This is a genomic window from Paenibacillus sp. 2KB_22, from assembly GCF_052115745.1.
GTDB lineage: Bacteria > Bacillota > Bacilli > Paenibacillales > Paenibacillaceae > Paenibacillus.
Map to the genome: position 1 here is coordinate 267,090 of NZ_JBFRHG010000003.1, position 16,842 is coordinate 283,931.

The following is a 16,842-nucleotide window of genomic DNA, read 5'->3' on the forward strand; positions in this document are numbered from 1 at the left end:
CAGACTACTGATCATATCTTTTATTCTTCAAAACTACGCTTTGTTTTCCAATACCAGAACTTCTCGCCCTGAGAGATTATAAACCGTTCTAACCATGTCTCAAAGTTACTGTAAAAAGATCCCGTATGTTCAACAGAATATAAACTCTCACAAAGCAACAGATATTGCTCATCACCTGAACTCCAAAGCTCTAAATCAATTAGGATTCGATCATCAAGAATATTGGCGACCACAATCTTATTATCTGAGGCTTCATTGTAATGTATAACATCTTGGGCTGAATATAAGAGGCTCTCCCCGCCATATTCAGGGTCTTCAAACAAGGACGCTCCATTACATAATTGTAAAAAGCTTATGTAATCTGGAGGTAATGGAGTAGAAAAATACTCCGAAAGCTCTTTAATTTTATCTTCGGATGCACCTGGTTTGAATTTATTCATAGCAGTCATTTTCCCAGTAGGAGCAAGTATTTCAATTCGACCATTATTTTGGTCCGACCATTCCTTAAATACTTTAATTAACATTTACATAGCCTCCTCAAAAAAACTGGAGCTGTCCAAGGCCCTTTCTGGTTTGAAAATTATATTCACAGGAATTTTCAGAATCAATTATAGGGAATCTCTCCTGGATATTAGCACGAAACTAATTACATAACCTTAATTCATTTTACCGAGATTTTCTTAAGCTCAAAGATAGTTGCCTCTGATAACAAGATAAGCTTCTCGTTATTAACAACAAAAAAACTTAAACTTACAGGTATACTAATTTTTGTAGAAGGGTTACTTACACCTATTGCTTTTACGACATCATTTTTATTTAAGTTTGGAATATCTAATTTATATAATCTATAAAAAGAATCTGAATTATTGCATGTCGCTGTAAACTCATATAATGGGTTTCTTAGTTCAGTTTGATATTTACTGTAGTTTTTAATTCCTTTTGATGAAAATAAGTCTTTTTTGATGATTATTTCATCACCAATAAATTTTTGACCTGTTGGATATTCTGAGGCATCATTATATGAATTTGCAAATCCTAAAAGCTTCTCAACGTTCCAAGTTCCATAGAAATATTTTTCAGTTTCACTATCCAAACTTGTACGTTCTAGAGAACAATACTCATTATTTTGCTGTGTTGTTACTTGTTTACTCGGGGACTCACCCGAAACTTGCATAACCGATGCGGGATTACCTGATCCACCACATCCTGAAAGAAAAACGATACATAACAACATCAATACACCAATCTCTTTTTTCACCTATGATCTCCTTTCGTAGACCTAGCAGAAATTATATCAGAGAAAATTAAACCATGAATAACATATAATTAACATTATTTATAATTTAAGTTAAATTTATGTTATATAATCCCTCAAAAAAGGCGTTCCTCGATAGTCCAGAAGCACCTAACAGAAATCTACTTGCAAGTGGTCTATACTCCACCCGTTAACACCGTGATTAAATGGAGAAATTGTTGGGTTGAAAGGTGGAGAGGAAACCGAAATCACAAAACTAAGAAATGTCACCAGCACAAATGGCTGAAATCCATCTGCGTGCCGGGCAGTTTATGATTGAAGTCATGCAATCATCTATACTTTCGGTATTGTTTTACAATCCAAAATGAGGCTCCGGGCTGCTGTGACCAGCAATCTGGGGCCTTATTGATCTGTTTTAATTTGGGTTCGATGCCATAGCCTAATATGACATTCGTGAAACGTTTTGCGCGGAGATCACGTTATAATAGAGTAGACTAGGGCTGAATCTTCATTTGTAACCATGAGGTTTCGGCAGCCGAGGTGCCTTTCAATGATTCTCCGCCATCATCGTTCATACGGGAGAGCACGGTTAATGTCATGGACAAGGCGAAGGCGAGTAGCACATATATGAAAATGTTTTTTTTGTTCATAGGAAGGTACCTCTCTTGTTGAATGGGCTATAGTAGATATCCGGCCGTCATGAGAAAAAAAGCACAACGTCTGGTATAGTAGAGTGAGTAGAACCAAACTTCATTCGTTCCTGAATATCACTATATTGAACTATAGCGGTGCAAACAATGGAACAAATCTGATGAATTTATCATTATTGTTAACGAGATGTATATAGAGATCGAGTTTGAAGGTGGGAGAATAACATGCGGGAGACGGCAAAAATCGTCATTCGTACGCCAGGGCAGGAAAGTGACGGCTCGTTCGCTTATGTAAGCCAGGGTCGCTCCATTACGGTGGGACGTTATACAGGCGGTAATGAATTGGACTTGTCTGTCTATAATCAGATGATATCGAAGCGGCATTGCCGCATTCATTATGATGTACAGCAGCAGTTATGGATTGAGGATCTGGATAGCAAAAATGGAACCGAACTGAACGGGCAGCGTCTCGTTCCCTATGAGAAATATCCGTTTGGCGAAGGTGACAGCCTGACGCTCGTCAACGGCTTGATTCAGCTTCGCGCTGAAGGGGATCTTGGAGAGACAAGGGAATATCGGGTGTCGGATCTGTTGGGTGAGGGTGTACGTTTGCAGGATCACTTGCAGACCGTGCAGATCGGTGAAGTGGAGATTCCGCTGTCCAAAAAGGAATATCAGCTGTTCAAGCTGCTGTATAGTCAATTGGACCATTTTGTGACCCGAGAGCAGATTGTGGCTCAGGTGTGGCCGGAGCGGAGCATGCTGGAGAGTGACGCGGTAGGGATCGACGAGATTAACTCGCTGATCTATCGGACGAATCGCAAGCTGGGTGTACACTTTACCATTAAGTCCGTTTATAAAAAGGGTGTATATATGAAGTCTCATGTGCCGGAATGAATGAGTGATAACAAAGGGATGAGTTCATGTTCATCATTTACCTGATTCCATGGCTGATTGCCGTGGTGACATTGATAGGTGTCATATCCATCGTACTCGTCAGTTGGAAAAACGGGATTTCCCCGATGCCCACATCCGGCCGCGTCAGGCAGGTGGTCATTCAAGAGGTGAACCGTATACCCGGGTACGGCGATGTGATTGAAGCGGGTTCCGGATGGGGCACACTGGGATTGGATGTTGTAAGGCATTGTCCTGGTAAAAGGCTGACCGGGATTGAGAATTCGAGAATTCCCTTATGGTCTTCCCAATTAATTGCGTATCTCAGTGTTCGCTTACGTCGAGCCAAGGGAAACAAACACTCTCTCAAGGGCAGGCTGAGCTTCATGCGCGGGGATATCTACACCAGTTCCTATGAACATGCAGACTGCGTAATCTGTTATCTGTACCCTGGAGCGATGACCCGGCTTCTGGACAAGTTCAGTCGGGAGCTTCCGCCGGGCGCCAAGGTGATTAGCGTCTGTTTTGCGCTCCCGGGTAAGGAACCCCTACGTACGATTACATGCAGGGATGCCTTGCGTACCAAGGTGTATGTCTACTCGTTCTGAGGAAAAGAGTACCTTCGCTGCACCTTGAGCGGAGGGCTGTAATTCCCTGTAATTCTGGTTCCAGAAGAAAAACGAAAGAAAGCTCCGAACTCACATAACGTGAATTCGGAGCCTTTTTTGTTTGCCCTGCGCCTGAGAAGCGAGTTATGCGCTACGCCTCAGGACATGATGATTATTTTGAAGAATCGGTAGTGCCCGTTCTGTCGGATGTTGTACCGGATTGGGATCTGTTTCTGCCGCCTCCGAAGCCGCCTTGACCACGTCCTCCTCCTGGACCACCCATACCTGTATTGGCTGTGGTCACACCAGATTCATTCACCCAAGTCACATTACTGGTCGATTGGAATGCAACTACCTTGGTTCCGCCACTGTAAGTACCGTCTGTGTAGAGTCTATCCACCGCTTTACCTGTAGACGTACCACCGGAGTAGATCACATAAGAGCCATCTTTTTTCAGATCCGGGGAGCTGACAACCACCGTTTGATAATCTTTTGCCGGAGCAAACGTCAGAATGTTATTGCCTTCGCTGTCTTGTACATGGACAAGTGTTCCAGCTTTTTGCGTTGCAGGGAACGTCATCACAATGGCATTTTGCGTAGACGCATCGGATGTTCCTTGTGCCATACCAGAGCTTCCAGCAGCAACGAGGTATCCACCGCTGATTTCAAATGTACCGTCATAATCCAATGCTCCGTTACCGTTATCCGTTGGTCCATTCACAATAACCGTACCACCAGTCATATTAATGGAACCATTGGAATCCAGTCCGTCACCACCTGCGTTCACGGTAAGTGTACCGCCGTTAATGTGGAACTCGTTATTACTCGCTGCTCCCATTCCACCCGGTCCACGTCCTTGCTGAGTGGTAGCTGTACCTTGGGATGTTTGATCGGTAGTCGATGTTGTACCTGTCGTTTCAGTTACAGAGATGTTGGATGTCGTAGCAGCATCGGTTGCTGTAGTAGCACGATCTGTACTAGTCGCTGTGTTCGCAGCTGTTTCCGTCTCGCCACCTGCAGCATTGACGCCATCATCGGATGCCGTTACATCCACATCCCCATCGTTCAGGGTGATGATTGCTCCTTCAAGTCCTTCATAGCTCTTCGCGATTGTGATGGTTCCACCGTTAATCGTCAGTTCCTGATCGGCATGAATGCCGTCATCACCGGATTCAATGTTGAATGTTCCGTCGTTGACTGTCACGTTATTGTTGCTGTGCAGGGAATCATCCATGGAATCAATGGTATACGTACCGCCATTCACCGTAAGGTCTGTACCTGCTTTGAGCGCTTTGGCACTTGTGGACTCGGTTGCTGTTGCAGCAGTGTCCGCATCGACATTGGTATCGGTATTTGTTGTTGCTGTTGTGTTGGCAGAGCTGGATGTTGCGCCGTTTGTATTAGCACCTGCATTCGTACCGCTGTTATTAGGCATTTCCGGCATATCTGCAGGAGGTTCGCCATCTGGTGGTGTGCCCATATCGGTTGGAGGTGTTCCGCCACCCCATCCACCGCCACCGCCGCCAAATGGACCTTCTTCGACTTTGGCTGGTGCATTGGCGCTACCGCCAGCAGTCACAATGTTGTATGTGCCGCCATCCGTAACAAGTGCGGTTTCGGCTTGAATACCGTCGTTACCACTTTGAATATCGAAGGTACCTCCTGCGATGGCAACGAAACCTTTGGTGGTATCCGTGTCATTGGTGGATTTGATGCCGTCGCCTTCGGCTTCAATGGTAATCGTACCCGCTTGGATGGCGACCATGTCTTTACCCTTGATGCCGTCATCGGTTGCTTTGACACTGATGTTACCGCTAATGATTTTCAGATCATCCTTGCTCGTAATCCCTTCATTATAGTTACCAGTGATGGTCAATTGACCTGCACCGTTGAACGTAAGATCCGCTTTGCTGAAGATTGCAGCATCCGGCTCGTCTGTTGTAGCGTCAGCGTACACATATGTTTTACCATCGGAAACGGTATTTTTGGTTCCTTTTTCGAGTGTAATCACCGCTTTACCGGCCTTCTGAATATAGATCGCTGCACTGTCATTATCATGGATGGTAGCTCCGTTTAATACGAGATGTACGGTGCCCTTATCGGCAACGTTGACCACGATCTGACCGTCGGTTAGCTCACCACTAAGTACATAAGTACCTGCTTCAGTAATTGTTACGGAGCCATTGGCTGCTTTGGCGCCCGAACCGGTCACCGTTGCAGTTGTGCCGTTCAACTTAATCGCTGTGGAATCTGCCTCGCTCCAGCTAATGTTGGTATCGTCAGCATCCAGAGAGACCAGATCTGCGTACTTCACAGAAGTTTGCTCACTGACCGATACCGTTTTGGTTGTTCCTGTCGTTGACGTTGCGGCATTGGCGGTTGTGCTTGTGGTTGCTGGTGAACTGCATGCGGCGAGTAGGCTGGTAATCATGGCGATGGACCACAGTTTGCTGCCTGTTATCATGTTCTTATTCATATAGATCGTTCCCTTCGAATTAAGAATTAATATTCCGTTGTTGGACTCATGGTTAACGAGATATCCAGGTTGCCGTTCCGTGTACGTATGGCGTCGAGGAATTCCTTTTGGCTAACACTTTCGTGAATGGTTACACTGTAGACCAGCTCATACAGACTGCCGAGTTCGGTGGTTCTGATTTTTTTCAGATCAAAAGGTACGTTGAAAGTATGGAACACTTCATTAAGTGCTTCTTCATAGCTCAAGTTCTCGGGGATGGTGACTTTCAGCGTTTTCAACTGACTCTTCTTGCCGCCGAAGTTGAAGCGACTCAGGACAAACATCAGAACACACAGGATAATCGTGAACAGCACTGCATATCCAAAAGCACCTACGCCGCAGGCAAGACCGGAAGCCATCGTGAACAATACATAAGCAATGTCTTTAGGATCACCAGGGGCACTGCGGAAACGAATAATTGAGAAGGCACCTGCCAAGCTGAATGCTCGAGCGATATTGCTGCCAATAAGCAGGATGATGATGGCGACAATGACGGGCAGGACGACCATCGTTAAGGTGAAGCTCTGGGAGTATGTGGCTTGGTTGGTCTTCATGTACGTGAGGCTGATGATTAATCCCAGAATGATGGCAAGACCAATGGTAATGACTGCATTACTGAATGTTAAATCGGTATCGGTTAGGGCTGAACTGAACAGGGAATCAAGCATATATGACACGCTCTCTTTCTATAATCGGTTTATCTTGTTCTTGTTCTATGGATGGGTTGAAATCGGTGCCTGGTACAAGAATGCGCTCCGACTGGTAATTCAGGTTGGTTGTTCTCACCAGATGTCTGAACTCGTTGCCGTATTTCGAAAATCCGGTGCGATATAGACCATGCTCACAGAGCAGTTGCGACAGCCACAGCGGAACGGTTTTCTCGGCTTTCACTTCCATCAGCCACCTTCCGTCCTTCACCAGCGCCTCACCGTAATCTCCCTGTTCCAGCTTCAGATCATATCTGCGGCTGCGAATGTTGGTGTCAAAGGTAATGCGGAGATCCCGGCTGTTTTTGTCGAAGAGTGCTTTGCGTTCATACGCCAGATACACTTTCGGTTCAAGATCGTAGAGGCGGAGGAAGTATTTGATCTCTTCAACAACCTGTTTATTCATATAGTCTGCCAGCTCCGGTGCCTGTCCTGAACGAACGAATTCGTACGCTTCATCCAGCTTCAATGCAGTTCTGCGCTTGTTCACCAGGCCGAAGACTTTCTTTTTGATCTCCAGATACACTTTGGTATTCTCTTCAGGTACTCCATACGCCCGCAGTCTCAGCTTCTCCTTATATTTTGGTTTGGAGAGACTGGCGCGAATCAGGGAATCCTGTGGAGTGTCGAAGTACAGGTTACTGATGGAATAGTACTCATGTTTCTTGTTGTAGGCATCCAGCTCCATGTATTTCAGCAGGTCGTTGTAGAAATGTGCGTACTGTTCATCCGTCAGGAGGTATTTGCTCTCATATCGGTTGAATACTTCAATTGCCATGTGGGAATCAGTCCTTTCGTTGGTGGGTTGTATGTTTTGTTGCATCGTGTATTGCTTCCATGTCTGTATCTTAGAGGGCTAACCTTGAATGAATCTTAAATGGTTTTACATTGCGTTAACAATTTTTTACCTTCCTATAATAGTTCGCATCCGCAAAATGAATTAAGATTGATTCAAGGTTTAATTGATAGAATAGGTGATACCATACAGCGTTCATGATGACGAATAATTCAAGCAGAGGAATGAATAGAGCATGAGAATATTAATTGCGGAAGATGAGGTTCATTTGGCAGAGGCAGTATCGCAGATTTTGAAAAAAAACAACTACTCCGTGGATATGGTCCACGACGGCAGATCAGGACTCGATTATGCGCAGAGCGGCATCTACGACCTGTTACTGCTCGACATCATGATGCCGGAGATGGACGGGATCACCGTCCTGAAGAAACTTCGCAGTGAAGGCAATCATACGCCAGTCATTCTGCTTACGGCCAAAGGTGAATTATCGGATAAAGTCACAGGCCTCGATTATGGTGCCGATGATTATATCGCCAAGCCCTTCGCTACAGAGGAATTGCTGGCCCGAATTCGTGCAGCCTTAAGGCGGAAGGGCGAAGTGGTTCCGGAGGATGGACTGAAATTCGGCGATATGGAGCTGAACACAACTCAGTTGAAGCTGAGCGTGCAGGGCAAGGAGATCAAGCTGAATCTGAAGGAGAATGAACTGCTGGAGCTGTTGATTACGCGCAAACAGGCGATTACCTCCAAAGAGCAGATTATTGAGAAGTTATGGGGATTCGATTCGGAAGTGGAGTATAACAATGTGGAGGTGTACATCTCGTTTTTGCGCAAAAAATTAACCTTTCTGAACTCGGCTGTCCGCATTAACACGATTCGGGGTGTGGGGTATGTGCTTGAGGTGACGTCCTGATGTTCAATAAACTCCGAAATCGATTCCTGATCGTGAATCTGGTGTCCATCTCCGTTATGATGCTGGTGGCATTTGCGACGATCTATACGATTACTTATCAGAATGTGCAACGGGAGACAAATATGGAGTTGTACAAGGTGTCTGATTTCTATCATAGTCCCTATAATTCATCCAAGATGCCGCGTGGGGAAGGTGGGGGGATGGGGACGGGCTCTGGATCAGGTTCTAGTACAGGTGCTTCAGGTTCCGGTTCAGATTCGTTGCCCTCCGACGCCATGGGTGGTGCTAATGGAGGACCGGGAGGTGATCCCAACTCACCACCGGCACGTTCCGTTTCGTTTATGATCAAGACAGATAACCAGTGGAAGATTACGGATACGCAATCCCGATTTGATATGGAAGACACGTTCTACACCGAGGCGTTGCAAAAGGTTGACCAGAATAAAGTTGGTGATTCGGAACGGCAGACTGGACAATTCGCACTGGATGGAACGAACTGGGCCTATGTAGTTGATCCGAGCGGTGATGGCCATATGATCGTATTCATTGATGTGACGGCACAACAGGGCATTCTGACCAATTTGATCTATACATTTGCTGTTGTTGGATTACTCATGTTGATTGTGATCTACTTCTTGAGCCGTTATTTTGCGAATCGCTCCATTGCACCGGTTAGAGAAGCATTTGAGAAGCAAAAACAATTCATCGGTGATGCTTCACATGAGTTGAAGACCCCTCTGGCGATCATCAATACCAATGCTGACGTGTTATTGGCGAATCAGGAGGATACCATAGCGAACCAGGCGAAGTGGCTTCACTATATCAAGTCGGAAACCGAACGCATGACCGGACTTACGAATGATCTGCTCTATCTGACACAGATGGACGATTCACGCTCAACGATGATTCATACGAAGTTTAATATGAGCGATGCGGTAGAAAGTATTATTTTGCCAATGGAAGCCGTTATTTTTGAGAAAAACATCTCCCTCGATTACAACATTGAGCCGAATCTTACGGTTCATGGAAACAGTGAGCAGATCAAACAGGTCATTCTGATCCTGCTCGATAATGCGGTGAAGTATTCCGGTCCCAAAGGGTCGGTAAACGTTACGCTCCAGAAACAGAATAATGATGTTATGCTGGCCGTGTCCAACACGGGTGAAGGCATTGCACCGGAACATCTGGATCGGATCTTCGATCGATTCTATCGTACGGATTCGTCCAGAGCCCGCACACATGGTGGACATGGTCTGGGGTTGGCGATTGCTCGGTCCATTGTGGATCAGCACAAAGGAGAGCTATACGCCCGAAGTGTGGTCGGAGAGGGCGCTACATTTTACGTACGGTTGTCGTAGGGTGAGTAGCGCAGGCGCAGAGTTGGATGAAGCGTTAGTGTATGAATGGGATTGAGGGATTACAACTCTGTTCCAAAACCGTTCTTCAAGCATAAGTTCTGCCTGTAATGGGTTAACCTATGCTACAATGGCAACAGTATGTATGAATCAAGGAGATGAACTGAACGTGGCAGAAGCAAACAATATTAATGAACAAGAAATGATGCAATATATTGCAGATAAAACAAAGGCAAGCCAGGCAAATATCGCCCTTGTATTGAAGCATGAGCAAGCGTACATCAACAAGGCGCACGAAAATGCCAAAGGTAACGATGTAGATATTGACGGCGATGATCTGGCTGACTACATCCTTAGTCGCAAAGATGTGAAGCTGGATGAGTTGGCCGTGGAAAGCATTTTGGATGCTGAGATGGACTACTTGATGGACAAGGGTCACGCGGGATACATCGATTAAGTTCAGCATAGGCAAAATCTAACGAACCTGACACGCGCTATTCGGGTATTTCTCGCTTGATTGAGAGTTTAAGGAATCTGAGACGCGTTATTGTACGGCTATGTGTGAGTTTCCAGTGCAATTGCAGCATTTGTGCGGAATTAGCGTGTCTGAGATTCGTTAGTTCGGGAAATAAGCACTTTTAGCCGAAATAAGGTGTTCTGGGTTCGTTAGCGTGAGTGATCACAAGGGCAACGGCGAGGCGTTATATGGCTGTTCCAAAAGTAACATTTCATATGTGCAGCCTTCAGCATGCTAAGTCTAAATGTTGTACTGTAAAAAAGACCTCAACTCCGCATTACTGTGGTGTTGAGGCCTTTTTTAGATTGTAGTGACCAGGCATCCCTTGGGGGATACTTGTCAGTATAACTCCTACAGTTTACAGCTTCTTATTGACCCATCATACCGCCATCTACGGTGTAGAGGGAAGCTGTTACATAGGATGCTTCTTCGGACAACAGGAAGTTCATCACCGCAGCGACTTCTTCCGGTTCACCATAGCGACCCATTGGAATGGCGGACACGGTTGCGGATTGGTAGTCTTCCACGTTACCGGAATTCGCCTCGATCTGGCGCATCATACGTGTGTTGATTGTGCCTGGCAATACAGCGTTAACCCGGATATTGTAAGGTGCCAGTTCATTGGCAGCGGTACGTGTGAGGCCAACTACGGCATGTTTGGACATAATATATGGAGATACGGCAGGTGCGCCCATCAGACCCGCAAGGGAAGAGGTATTTAGAATCGCACCGGATTTTTGTTTTTTCATCACTGGAATGACATTTTGCAGACCAAGGAATACGCCACGAATGTTGACGTTATATACGGTGTCGAGTGCTTCAACACTCAGGTCTTCGATCAGCCCTGTTGGACCTTCAATTCCGGCATTGTTGGCAAAATAATCGATTCGGCCAAATGCATCCAGTGCTTTTTGCACATAGTTTTTCACGTCTGCTTCCTGGGATACGTTTGCTTTTACAGCGATGACGTGCTCTTTGTCGAGGTTCAGATCAGTAATCGTCTGTTGGATGGCTTCTTCATTCAGGTCCACCAGAACCAAGTTGATTTTGCGCTCTGCAAGGCGGCGTGCCAATTCTTTACCAATGCCTCCGGCTGCTCCTGTAATTACGGCTGTATGTGTATACGTTGTACTCATGATATATTCGCTCCTTATTCATTATTGGCAGGTATTTCTCAAAAAAAGTTTCAACCTGTCGTCTATCTTTCCTGTCTCAATGTTAAGATATACATAGCCATGTGACAATAATCATTGACAGCGCATATGTCAGCTATCGGACAGAGGTGTAAGCGGTGTTTATTTATATTACAATAATGAACAAAGGAGGCGAAAATGTTGATTATTGAACATCCTCAGGACCGGAGAGCACGAAGAACACAGGATGCGATCATCGCTGCGGCGGTTTCTTTGATATTAGAAAAGGGAGCGGATGCCCTCACAATCCGGGATATTACGGAGCGGGCGGATTACAACCGTGGAACCTTCTATTTACATTTTCCCGGCAAACCGGAGTTGTTGCAGTTCATTCTGGATGATTTCATGCAGGGGGTAGGACAGGCTTATGCAGCACCATACGCACAGCTCAAAGAAGTGGATATGACTGCATTGCTGCCATCCACGATGCCGGTATTTGAATATATTGAAGCCCATCAGGATATTTTCCGCGCATTAATAACGATGCATTCGGATATGGGTTCCCGGCTGTGCAATATGTTTAGAACGTATTTAACCGAGGATTTTGTGCTGGTGACCGAAGATAGCGAGCAGACGATTAATTACGACATCATGTTAAGTTATCTGGTATCTGCTACGGTGGGCGTGATTATGCACTGGGCGGAGATTGGGTTCAAATATTCTGCGCATTATATGGGAGAGCAGCTTACGGCACTGATCAACATTAAACCGACCCGTCTGCTGATTGAACCAGGGCAGAAGGGTCGGACAATTCACGAGCGTATGCTGTTGGATTAGAGAGTCAGATTATCCCGTCATGGAGGCGTTGGCGGCCTGTTGCATCTGAAGCAGCTGTTCGCGAATCAGGACCGACTCTCCGATCATGATCAATGCCGGATTATTCACTTGATGTGACAGGGCTAGGGAATGAAGTTCGGCAAGTGTGCCGGTAATAATCCGTTCCTCCGAAGTGGTTCCCCGTTCGATCAAAGCCGCAGGGGTGTGTCCACTTTTACCATGGTGAAGCAATTCATGTTGAATCTGGGGGAGTTGGCTAATGCCCATGTAGATGACCAGTGTATCCACGCTATGGGCAAGCAGGTCCCAGCGTACCAAAGAACGATTTCCGTCGCTGCCGGTTCCCGTGACACATGCGAACGATGAAGCGATTCCGCGATGGGTTAACGGAATAAGGGAGGAAGCGGACGTGCCGACAGCCGAAGTGATGCCGGGAATGATTTCATATGGAATGCCTGCTTCCGCCAGCACAAGCGCTTCTTCACCACCACGGCCAAAGATAAACGGATCGCCACCCTTGAGTCGTACGACTTGTTTGCCTTCCGCTGCATGTGCAGCCAGCATCCGTCCAATCATCTCCTGACTCATGGAGTGAAGCCCTGGCGCCTTGCCGCAGTAGATGCGGAGTGCTCCATCACGAGCCTCTGCGAGCAATTGATCATTCACAAGCCGATCATACATAATGACATCTGCGGACTGAATACGTTTCAGGGCTTTTACCGTAATCAGATCCGGATCTCCAGGACCAGCGCCAACAATACTAACCAAGCCCCGGCTCATGATCGTGTCCCCAATTTCGGTGCCACATCGGAACTTGCCAATCCTGAACGACCACCCTGAATGGTTGCCAGTTTGGTTGATATCTTCACCGGTTTCCCCCAGTGATGGGCAGCATATAGACCGAGTCCAGTAAATACAGCTCCGCCAATGAGGTTACCCACCAACACCGGGATCTGATTCCACAGCCACCAGTCAGCGACACTAACCTGTGCACCGAGCATCATGCCTGCCGGAATAACAAACATGTTCACCACAGCGTGTTCAAAACCTTGGGCGAAAAATATCATAATAGGCAGCCACATTGCTACGATTTTACCCAGGGTTGATGTGGATGTCATCGCCAACACTGCCCCAAGTGTGACCATCCAGTTACATAGAATGGCTTTGATGATCACCAGAACAATGCCTGCTCCGCCCAAATGCTGATATCCTAATGTTTTAGCTTCACTGGTTTGGATCAGTGTTTGAATGAGTGGGTTGCTCATATCCGTACCCATCTTCGTAATGGTCAGGCCGTATAACAGAGCATAGAATGCACATCCAAGCAGATGACCTGTGATCACCCAAAAATAATTTCGGAGCATATCCATCCATGTAATTCTGCGTTTCATCATTGCGAGTGGAAGCATCGCAAAGTTTCCTGTCACCAATTCAAGGCCCAACAGAATAATAATGACGAATCCCGCCGGGAATATCAGTGCACCTGCCAAACCAACGGAAGTTTGAGTTACAGCGGTATATGCCATTGTGGTTGCAAAAGCAAGGATGGCCCCTGCCAGAAAACCACGGATCAGCATCTGTACCCGATTCATGCTGGCTTTGCTCTCACCAGCTTCGACCATCGATTGCAGCATTTCTGCAGGTTTAACAAAATCCATAGCGCACGCCTCCTTGATGTCAGGGTATCTCTAGCCTTTAACCCGCAATTGTGATATAGATTTCTCCGCTGTTGCCATCTACTTCTGTTTTGTAGGTGTTCAGGCAGCCCTCATCCGGCTCATGTACCTTACCGTTGCGCAGATCAATCTTCCAATCATGCAAAGGACAATGAACAGCTGTCCCGCATACCATGCCTTCCGACAGCTTGCCGCCCTTGTGAGGGCAGCGATTCTCGACGGCGTGCAGACTCCCGTCGCTCAGTTTGAAGACTGCAATTTCGGTATCCTGTATCAGGAAGGTCCGTGCACCCTTTTCATCAATATCCGCCAGGTGTCCAATCCGGAATTTGTTCATCGCTGTTCCTCCTCTTCTAGTGAGTTACCGGCTCGGCACCGGCCAGTGGGGTGAAGTTCTTACGCAACTTCTCGTCTTCAATAATTTCTTTCCAAGGATCAACCGTGTGACCCAGCGTAACTTCCAGGCGTTCGATCAGAGCGAGACGTACATCCCGATCCGCCAATGCTTCCTTCACGTGATCCAGACCTACCCGTTCAATCCATGCCGCTGTTCTCTCATTCCATTTTGCGTTCTCTCTATAATATTGGAGGTAAGAGTAGGTCCACTCTTCCACTTCCGCATCGGTTTTCACCGTACAGAGCAACTCAGCTGTGCGAACTTTAACTCCGGCGTTACCACCAACATGAATCTCCCATGCACCATCGATGGCGACAACACCCAGATCCTTGATGGTTGCTTCAGCACAGTTCCGCGGACATCCAGATACAGCAAGTTTCACTTTTGCCGGAGCAACCATTTTGTCGAGTTTTTTCTCCAGTCGAATCCCCATCTCGATGGAGTCCTGTGTTCCGAATCGGCAGAATGTGTTACCTACACAAGTCTTCACCGTACGCAGCGCCTTGCCATAACCGAAACCGGAAGGCATATCGAGCTCTTCCCAGATCTTCGGAAGGTTCTCTTTCTGTACTCCGAGCAGATCGAGTCGTTGTCCGCCTGTAAACTTCACCATCGGCACATCATATTTCTCCGCGACTGTTGCAATCTTGATCAATTCCGCTGGGGAAGTGACACCACCATAGATCCGTGGAATAACGGAATAGGTACCGTCCTTCTGAATGTTGGCGTGATAACGTTCATTGGTGAATTTGGATACACGCTCATCTCTGTATTCAGCCGGCCAGATCATACCGAGATAATAATTCAGGGACGGACGACACTTGGAGCAACCTTCCGGCTCACTCCAACCGAGAACGTTCATCACTTCCTTCACGCTTTTGAGTCCCATTTCCTTGATTTGTGCAACAATCTCATCCCGATCATAGGATGTGCAGCCACAGATGCCTTCTTTGGTCTGTTCACCTACATTATCACCGGCATAATACGTGAGCAGGTTTTCGATAATCGGTTTGCATCCACCACAAGAAGCGGAAGCTTTGGTGCAGGATTTGATTGCACCGAGAGTGTTACAGCCTTTATTCAGAACGGCATCTCCGATGGAGGCTTTCGTAACACCGTTACAACCACAGACGATCTCGTCATCTGGCATACTGGCCATGCGTTCTGCGACAGATGGACCAGAGCCTGAAGCGCCGGAAGTTACGCCGAGCAAAATTTCTTTCTCCCGACCGCTGATGTTCTCGCCACTCTTAATGAGAGAAAACAGCGATGCGCCATCTGTGGTATCCCCGAACAATACAGCGCCAATGAGCTGCCCATCCTTAATCACCATCTTTTTGTACACACCATCGACATCATCCTGAATGCGAATGCTGCGCGTATCTGCAGCGTCTTTGAATTGTCCGGCAGAGAATACGTCGACTCCGGATACTTTCAGTTTGGTGGAAGTTACCGATCCTGCATATCCTTCGGTGGCTGCACCAGCCAGGCGTTTCGCGAGCACCATACCTTGTTCATATAATGGAGCAACCAGTCCGTAGGCAATACCGCGGTGTTCAGCACATTCGCCGACGGCAGAGATGCCAGGAATGCTGGTATGCATATAATCATCTACGATGACACCACGATTCACATCGAGGCCGGTATTGCGAGCAAGTTCAACCTGAGGACGAATTCCGACAGCCATGACTACCAGATCAGCTTCAAGTACCGTTTGATCTGTGAAACGAATGGCTTTCACTCGATGCTTGCCTGTAATTTCTTCGGTATGTTTATTCAAAAGGAACTTCATGCCCTGCTCTTCAAGCTCCCGCTGGAGCATCAGGCCTGCCGGGAGATCCAGATTCCGGTCCATCAGATGGCCGTTAATATGGATAACCGTGACGTCCATGCCCAGATTGAGCAGCCCGCGTGCTGCTTCAAGTCCTAGCAATCCACCTCCAATGACGGCGGCTTTGCGATATTTTTGTGATGCTTCCATCATGGTCTCGCAATCTTTGATATCACGGAAACCGATAACACCTTCCTTGTTGGCACCGGGAAGTGGCAGGATGAACGCTTGTGATCCGGTTGCCATAATCAGCTCATCATAGGCTGCGCGTACACCGTTCTGAGATACAACTTCCTTGCGCTCGGTATTGATCTGAACGACCGGGTCACCCGGGTATACCTGAATGCCGTTATCTTCGTACCAGCTCCACTCGTTGATGACGATATCTTCGATGGATGTTCCGCCAGCCAATACAGAGGAGAGCATGATCCGGTTGTAGTTGGGATGCGGCTCTGCGCCGAAGACTGTAATTTCATAAGCATGCGGAGCGAGCTTGAGGATATGTTCGATTGTGCGAATTCCCGCCATGCCATTACCGACCAATACCAGCTTTTTCGTTGTACTCATTATGATTAGCCCCCTTAGGTCCATTGTGCAAACTGCCTCGGAATCTTGTCTCTAAAATCGAAAAAGCCTGTTATGCCTCGGAGGACTGCGCATATACATACGCATCCCTTGCTCCGAGATTGCAAAACAGGCTTCATTGCCGTTTCAACCAGCTACGCCGTTGTAACTGTGATCGATTCAAATATGGAGTT

At 46.9% G+C, this 16,842-nt stretch carries 17 protein-coding genes; 6 read left to right on the top strand and 11 right to left on the bottom strand.

Annotation, left to right across the window (positions count from 1 at the left end; genetic code table 11):
- Positions 1-20 precede the first annotated feature (20 nt).
- The 3 genes from AB4111_RS20130 to AB4111_RS20140 form a co-directional block, all read right to left on the bottom strand.
- On the bottom strand, positions 21-524 hold the full coding sequence (locus tag AB4111_RS20130) for an SMI1/KNR4 family protein (RefSeq protein WP_442032955.1): 504 nt from the start codon (positions 522-524) through the stop codon (positions 21-23).
- Between the two features lie 137 nt (positions 525-661).
- Positions 662-1,258 (bottom strand): hypothetical protein, encoded by a 597-nt coding sequence (locus AB4111_RS20135; RefSeq protein ID WP_442032956.1) that lies wholly within the window; start codon positions 1,256-1,258, stop codon positions 662-664.
- Between the two features lie 491 nt (positions 1,259-1,749).
- Complete coding sequence (locus tag AB4111_RS20140) at positions 1,750-1,905, bottom strand: hypothetical protein (RefSeq protein ID WP_017691624.1); 156 nt, start codon at positions 1,903-1,905, stop codon at positions 1,750-1,752.
- Positions 1,906-2,130: 225 nt separating this feature from the next.
- Here AB4111_RS20140 and AB4111_RS20145 point away from each other — a divergent pair, with 225 nt between their 5' ends.
- Both AB4111_RS20145 and AB4111_RS20150 read left to right on the top strand, forming a co-directional pair.
- Entirely contained in the window at positions 2,131-2,802 is a 672-nt protein-coding gene (locus AB4111_RS20145) for an FHA domain-containing protein (RefSeq protein ID WP_442032957.1), read from the top strand.
- A 26-nt stretch (positions 2,803-2,828) separates the two neighbouring features.
- Positions 2,829-3,407: a class I SAM-dependent methyltransferase gene (locus AB4111_RS20150; RefSeq protein ID WP_442032958.1), complete on the top strand. Its 579-nt coding sequence runs from the start codon at positions 2,829-2,831 to the stop codon at positions 3,405-3,407.
- Between the two features lie 172 nt (positions 3,408-3,579).
- Here the strand turns inward: AB4111_RS20150 and AB4111_RS20155 are convergent, their stop codons facing one another.
- Genes AB4111_RS20155 through AB4111_RS20165 form a run of 3 tightly spaced genes read right to left on the bottom strand, consistent with a single transcriptional unit; the run spans position 3,580 to position 7,407 of the window.
- Entirely contained in the window at positions 3,580-5,883 is a 2,304-nt protein-coding gene (locus AB4111_RS20155) for a carbohydrate-binding domain-containing protein (RefSeq protein WP_442032959.1), read from the bottom strand.
- A gap of 26 nt (positions 5,884-5,909) precedes the next feature.
- Positions 5,910-6,590 (bottom strand): DUF4956 domain-containing protein, encoded by a 681-nt coding sequence (locus AB4111_RS20160; RefSeq protein WP_339238671.1) that lies wholly within the window; start codon positions 6,588-6,590, stop codon positions 5,910-5,912.
- Positions 6,583-7,407 carry a polyphosphate polymerase domain-containing protein gene (locus tag AB4111_RS20165; protein WP_442032960.1) on the bottom strand — a complete coding sequence of 275 codons (825 nt, stop codon included), beginning with the start codon at positions 7,405-7,407 and terminating at the stop codon, positions 6,583-6,585. Before AB4111_RS20165 ends, AB4111_RS20160 begins: the two co-directional genes overlap by 8 nt.
- A gap of 253 nt (positions 7,408-7,660) precedes the next feature.
- Between AB4111_RS20165 and AB4111_RS20170 the strand changes: the two genes are divergently transcribed.
- From AB4111_RS20170 to AB4111_RS20180, 3 genes are all read left to right on the top strand, one after another.
- Positions 7,661-8,338, top strand: coding sequence for a response regulator transcription factor (locus tag AB4111_RS20170; RefSeq protein ID WP_253442924.1), 678 nt, complete (start codon positions 7,661-7,663; stop codon positions 8,336-8,338).
- Complete coding sequence (locus tag AB4111_RS20175; RefSeq protein ID WP_442032961.1) at positions 8,338-9,696, top strand: sensor histidine kinase; 1,359 nt, start codon at positions 8,338-8,340, stop codon at positions 9,694-9,696. The genes AB4111_RS20170 and AB4111_RS20175 overlap by 1 nt, the downstream gene beginning before the upstream one ends.
- A gap of 142 nt (positions 9,697-9,838) precedes the next feature.
- Positions 9,839-10,150, top strand: coding sequence for a hypothetical protein (locus AB4111_RS20180; RefSeq protein ID WP_442032962.1), 312 nt, complete (start codon positions 9,839-9,841; stop codon positions 10,148-10,150).
- Positions 10,151-10,578: 428 nt separating this feature from the next.
- Here the strand turns inward: AB4111_RS20180 and AB4111_RS20185 are convergent, their stop codons facing one another.
- The gene (locus AB4111_RS20185; RefSeq protein ID WP_091012476.1) at positions 10,579-11,346 is read right to left on the bottom strand and encodes an SDR family NAD(P)-dependent oxidoreductase; all 768 of its coding nucleotides are present in this window, start codon (positions 11,344-11,346) and stop codon (positions 10,579-10,581) included.
- 195 nt (positions 11,347-11,541) lie between these two features.
- On the opposite strand from AB4111_RS20185, the gene AB4111_RS20190 reads away from it, so the two are divergent.
- Positions 11,542-12,180, top strand: coding sequence for a TetR/AcrR family transcriptional regulator (locus AB4111_RS20190; protein ID WP_442032963.1), 639 nt, complete (start codon positions 11,542-11,544; stop codon positions 12,178-12,180).
- A 9-nt stretch (positions 12,181-12,189) separates the two neighbouring features.
- Here the strand turns inward: AB4111_RS20190 and cobA are convergent, their stop codons facing one another.
- From cobA to nirB, 4 genes are read right to left on the bottom strand one after another with little or no spacing between them, the layout of a single operon-like run.
- Entirely contained in the window at positions 12,190-12,960 is a 771-nt protein-coding gene (gene cobA, locus AB4111_RS20195; RefSeq protein ID WP_442032964.1) for a uroporphyrinogen-III C-methyltransferase, read from the bottom strand.
- Positions 12,957-13,838: a formate/nitrite transporter family protein gene (locus tag AB4111_RS20200; protein ID WP_442032965.1), complete on the bottom strand. Its 882-nt coding sequence runs from the start codon at positions 13,836-13,838 to the stop codon at positions 12,957-12,959. Before AB4111_RS20200 ends, cobA begins: the two co-directional genes overlap by 4 nt.
- A 37-nt stretch (positions 13,839-13,875) precedes the next feature.
- The gene (gene nirD, locus AB4111_RS20205) at positions 13,876-14,193 is read right to left on the bottom strand and encodes a nitrite reductase small subunit NirD (RefSeq protein ID WP_074092734.1); all 318 of its coding nucleotides are present in this window, start codon (positions 14,191-14,193) and stop codon (positions 13,876-13,878) included.
- A 16-nt stretch (positions 14,194-14,209) separates the two neighbouring features.
- Positions 14,210-16,651, bottom strand: a complete 2,442-nt coding sequence (nirB, locus tag AB4111_RS20210) for a nitrite reductase large subunit NirB (RefSeq protein WP_442032966.1) — start codon at positions 16,649-16,651, stop codon at positions 14,210-14,212.
- Between the last annotated feature and the right edge of the window lie 191 nt (positions 16,652-16,842).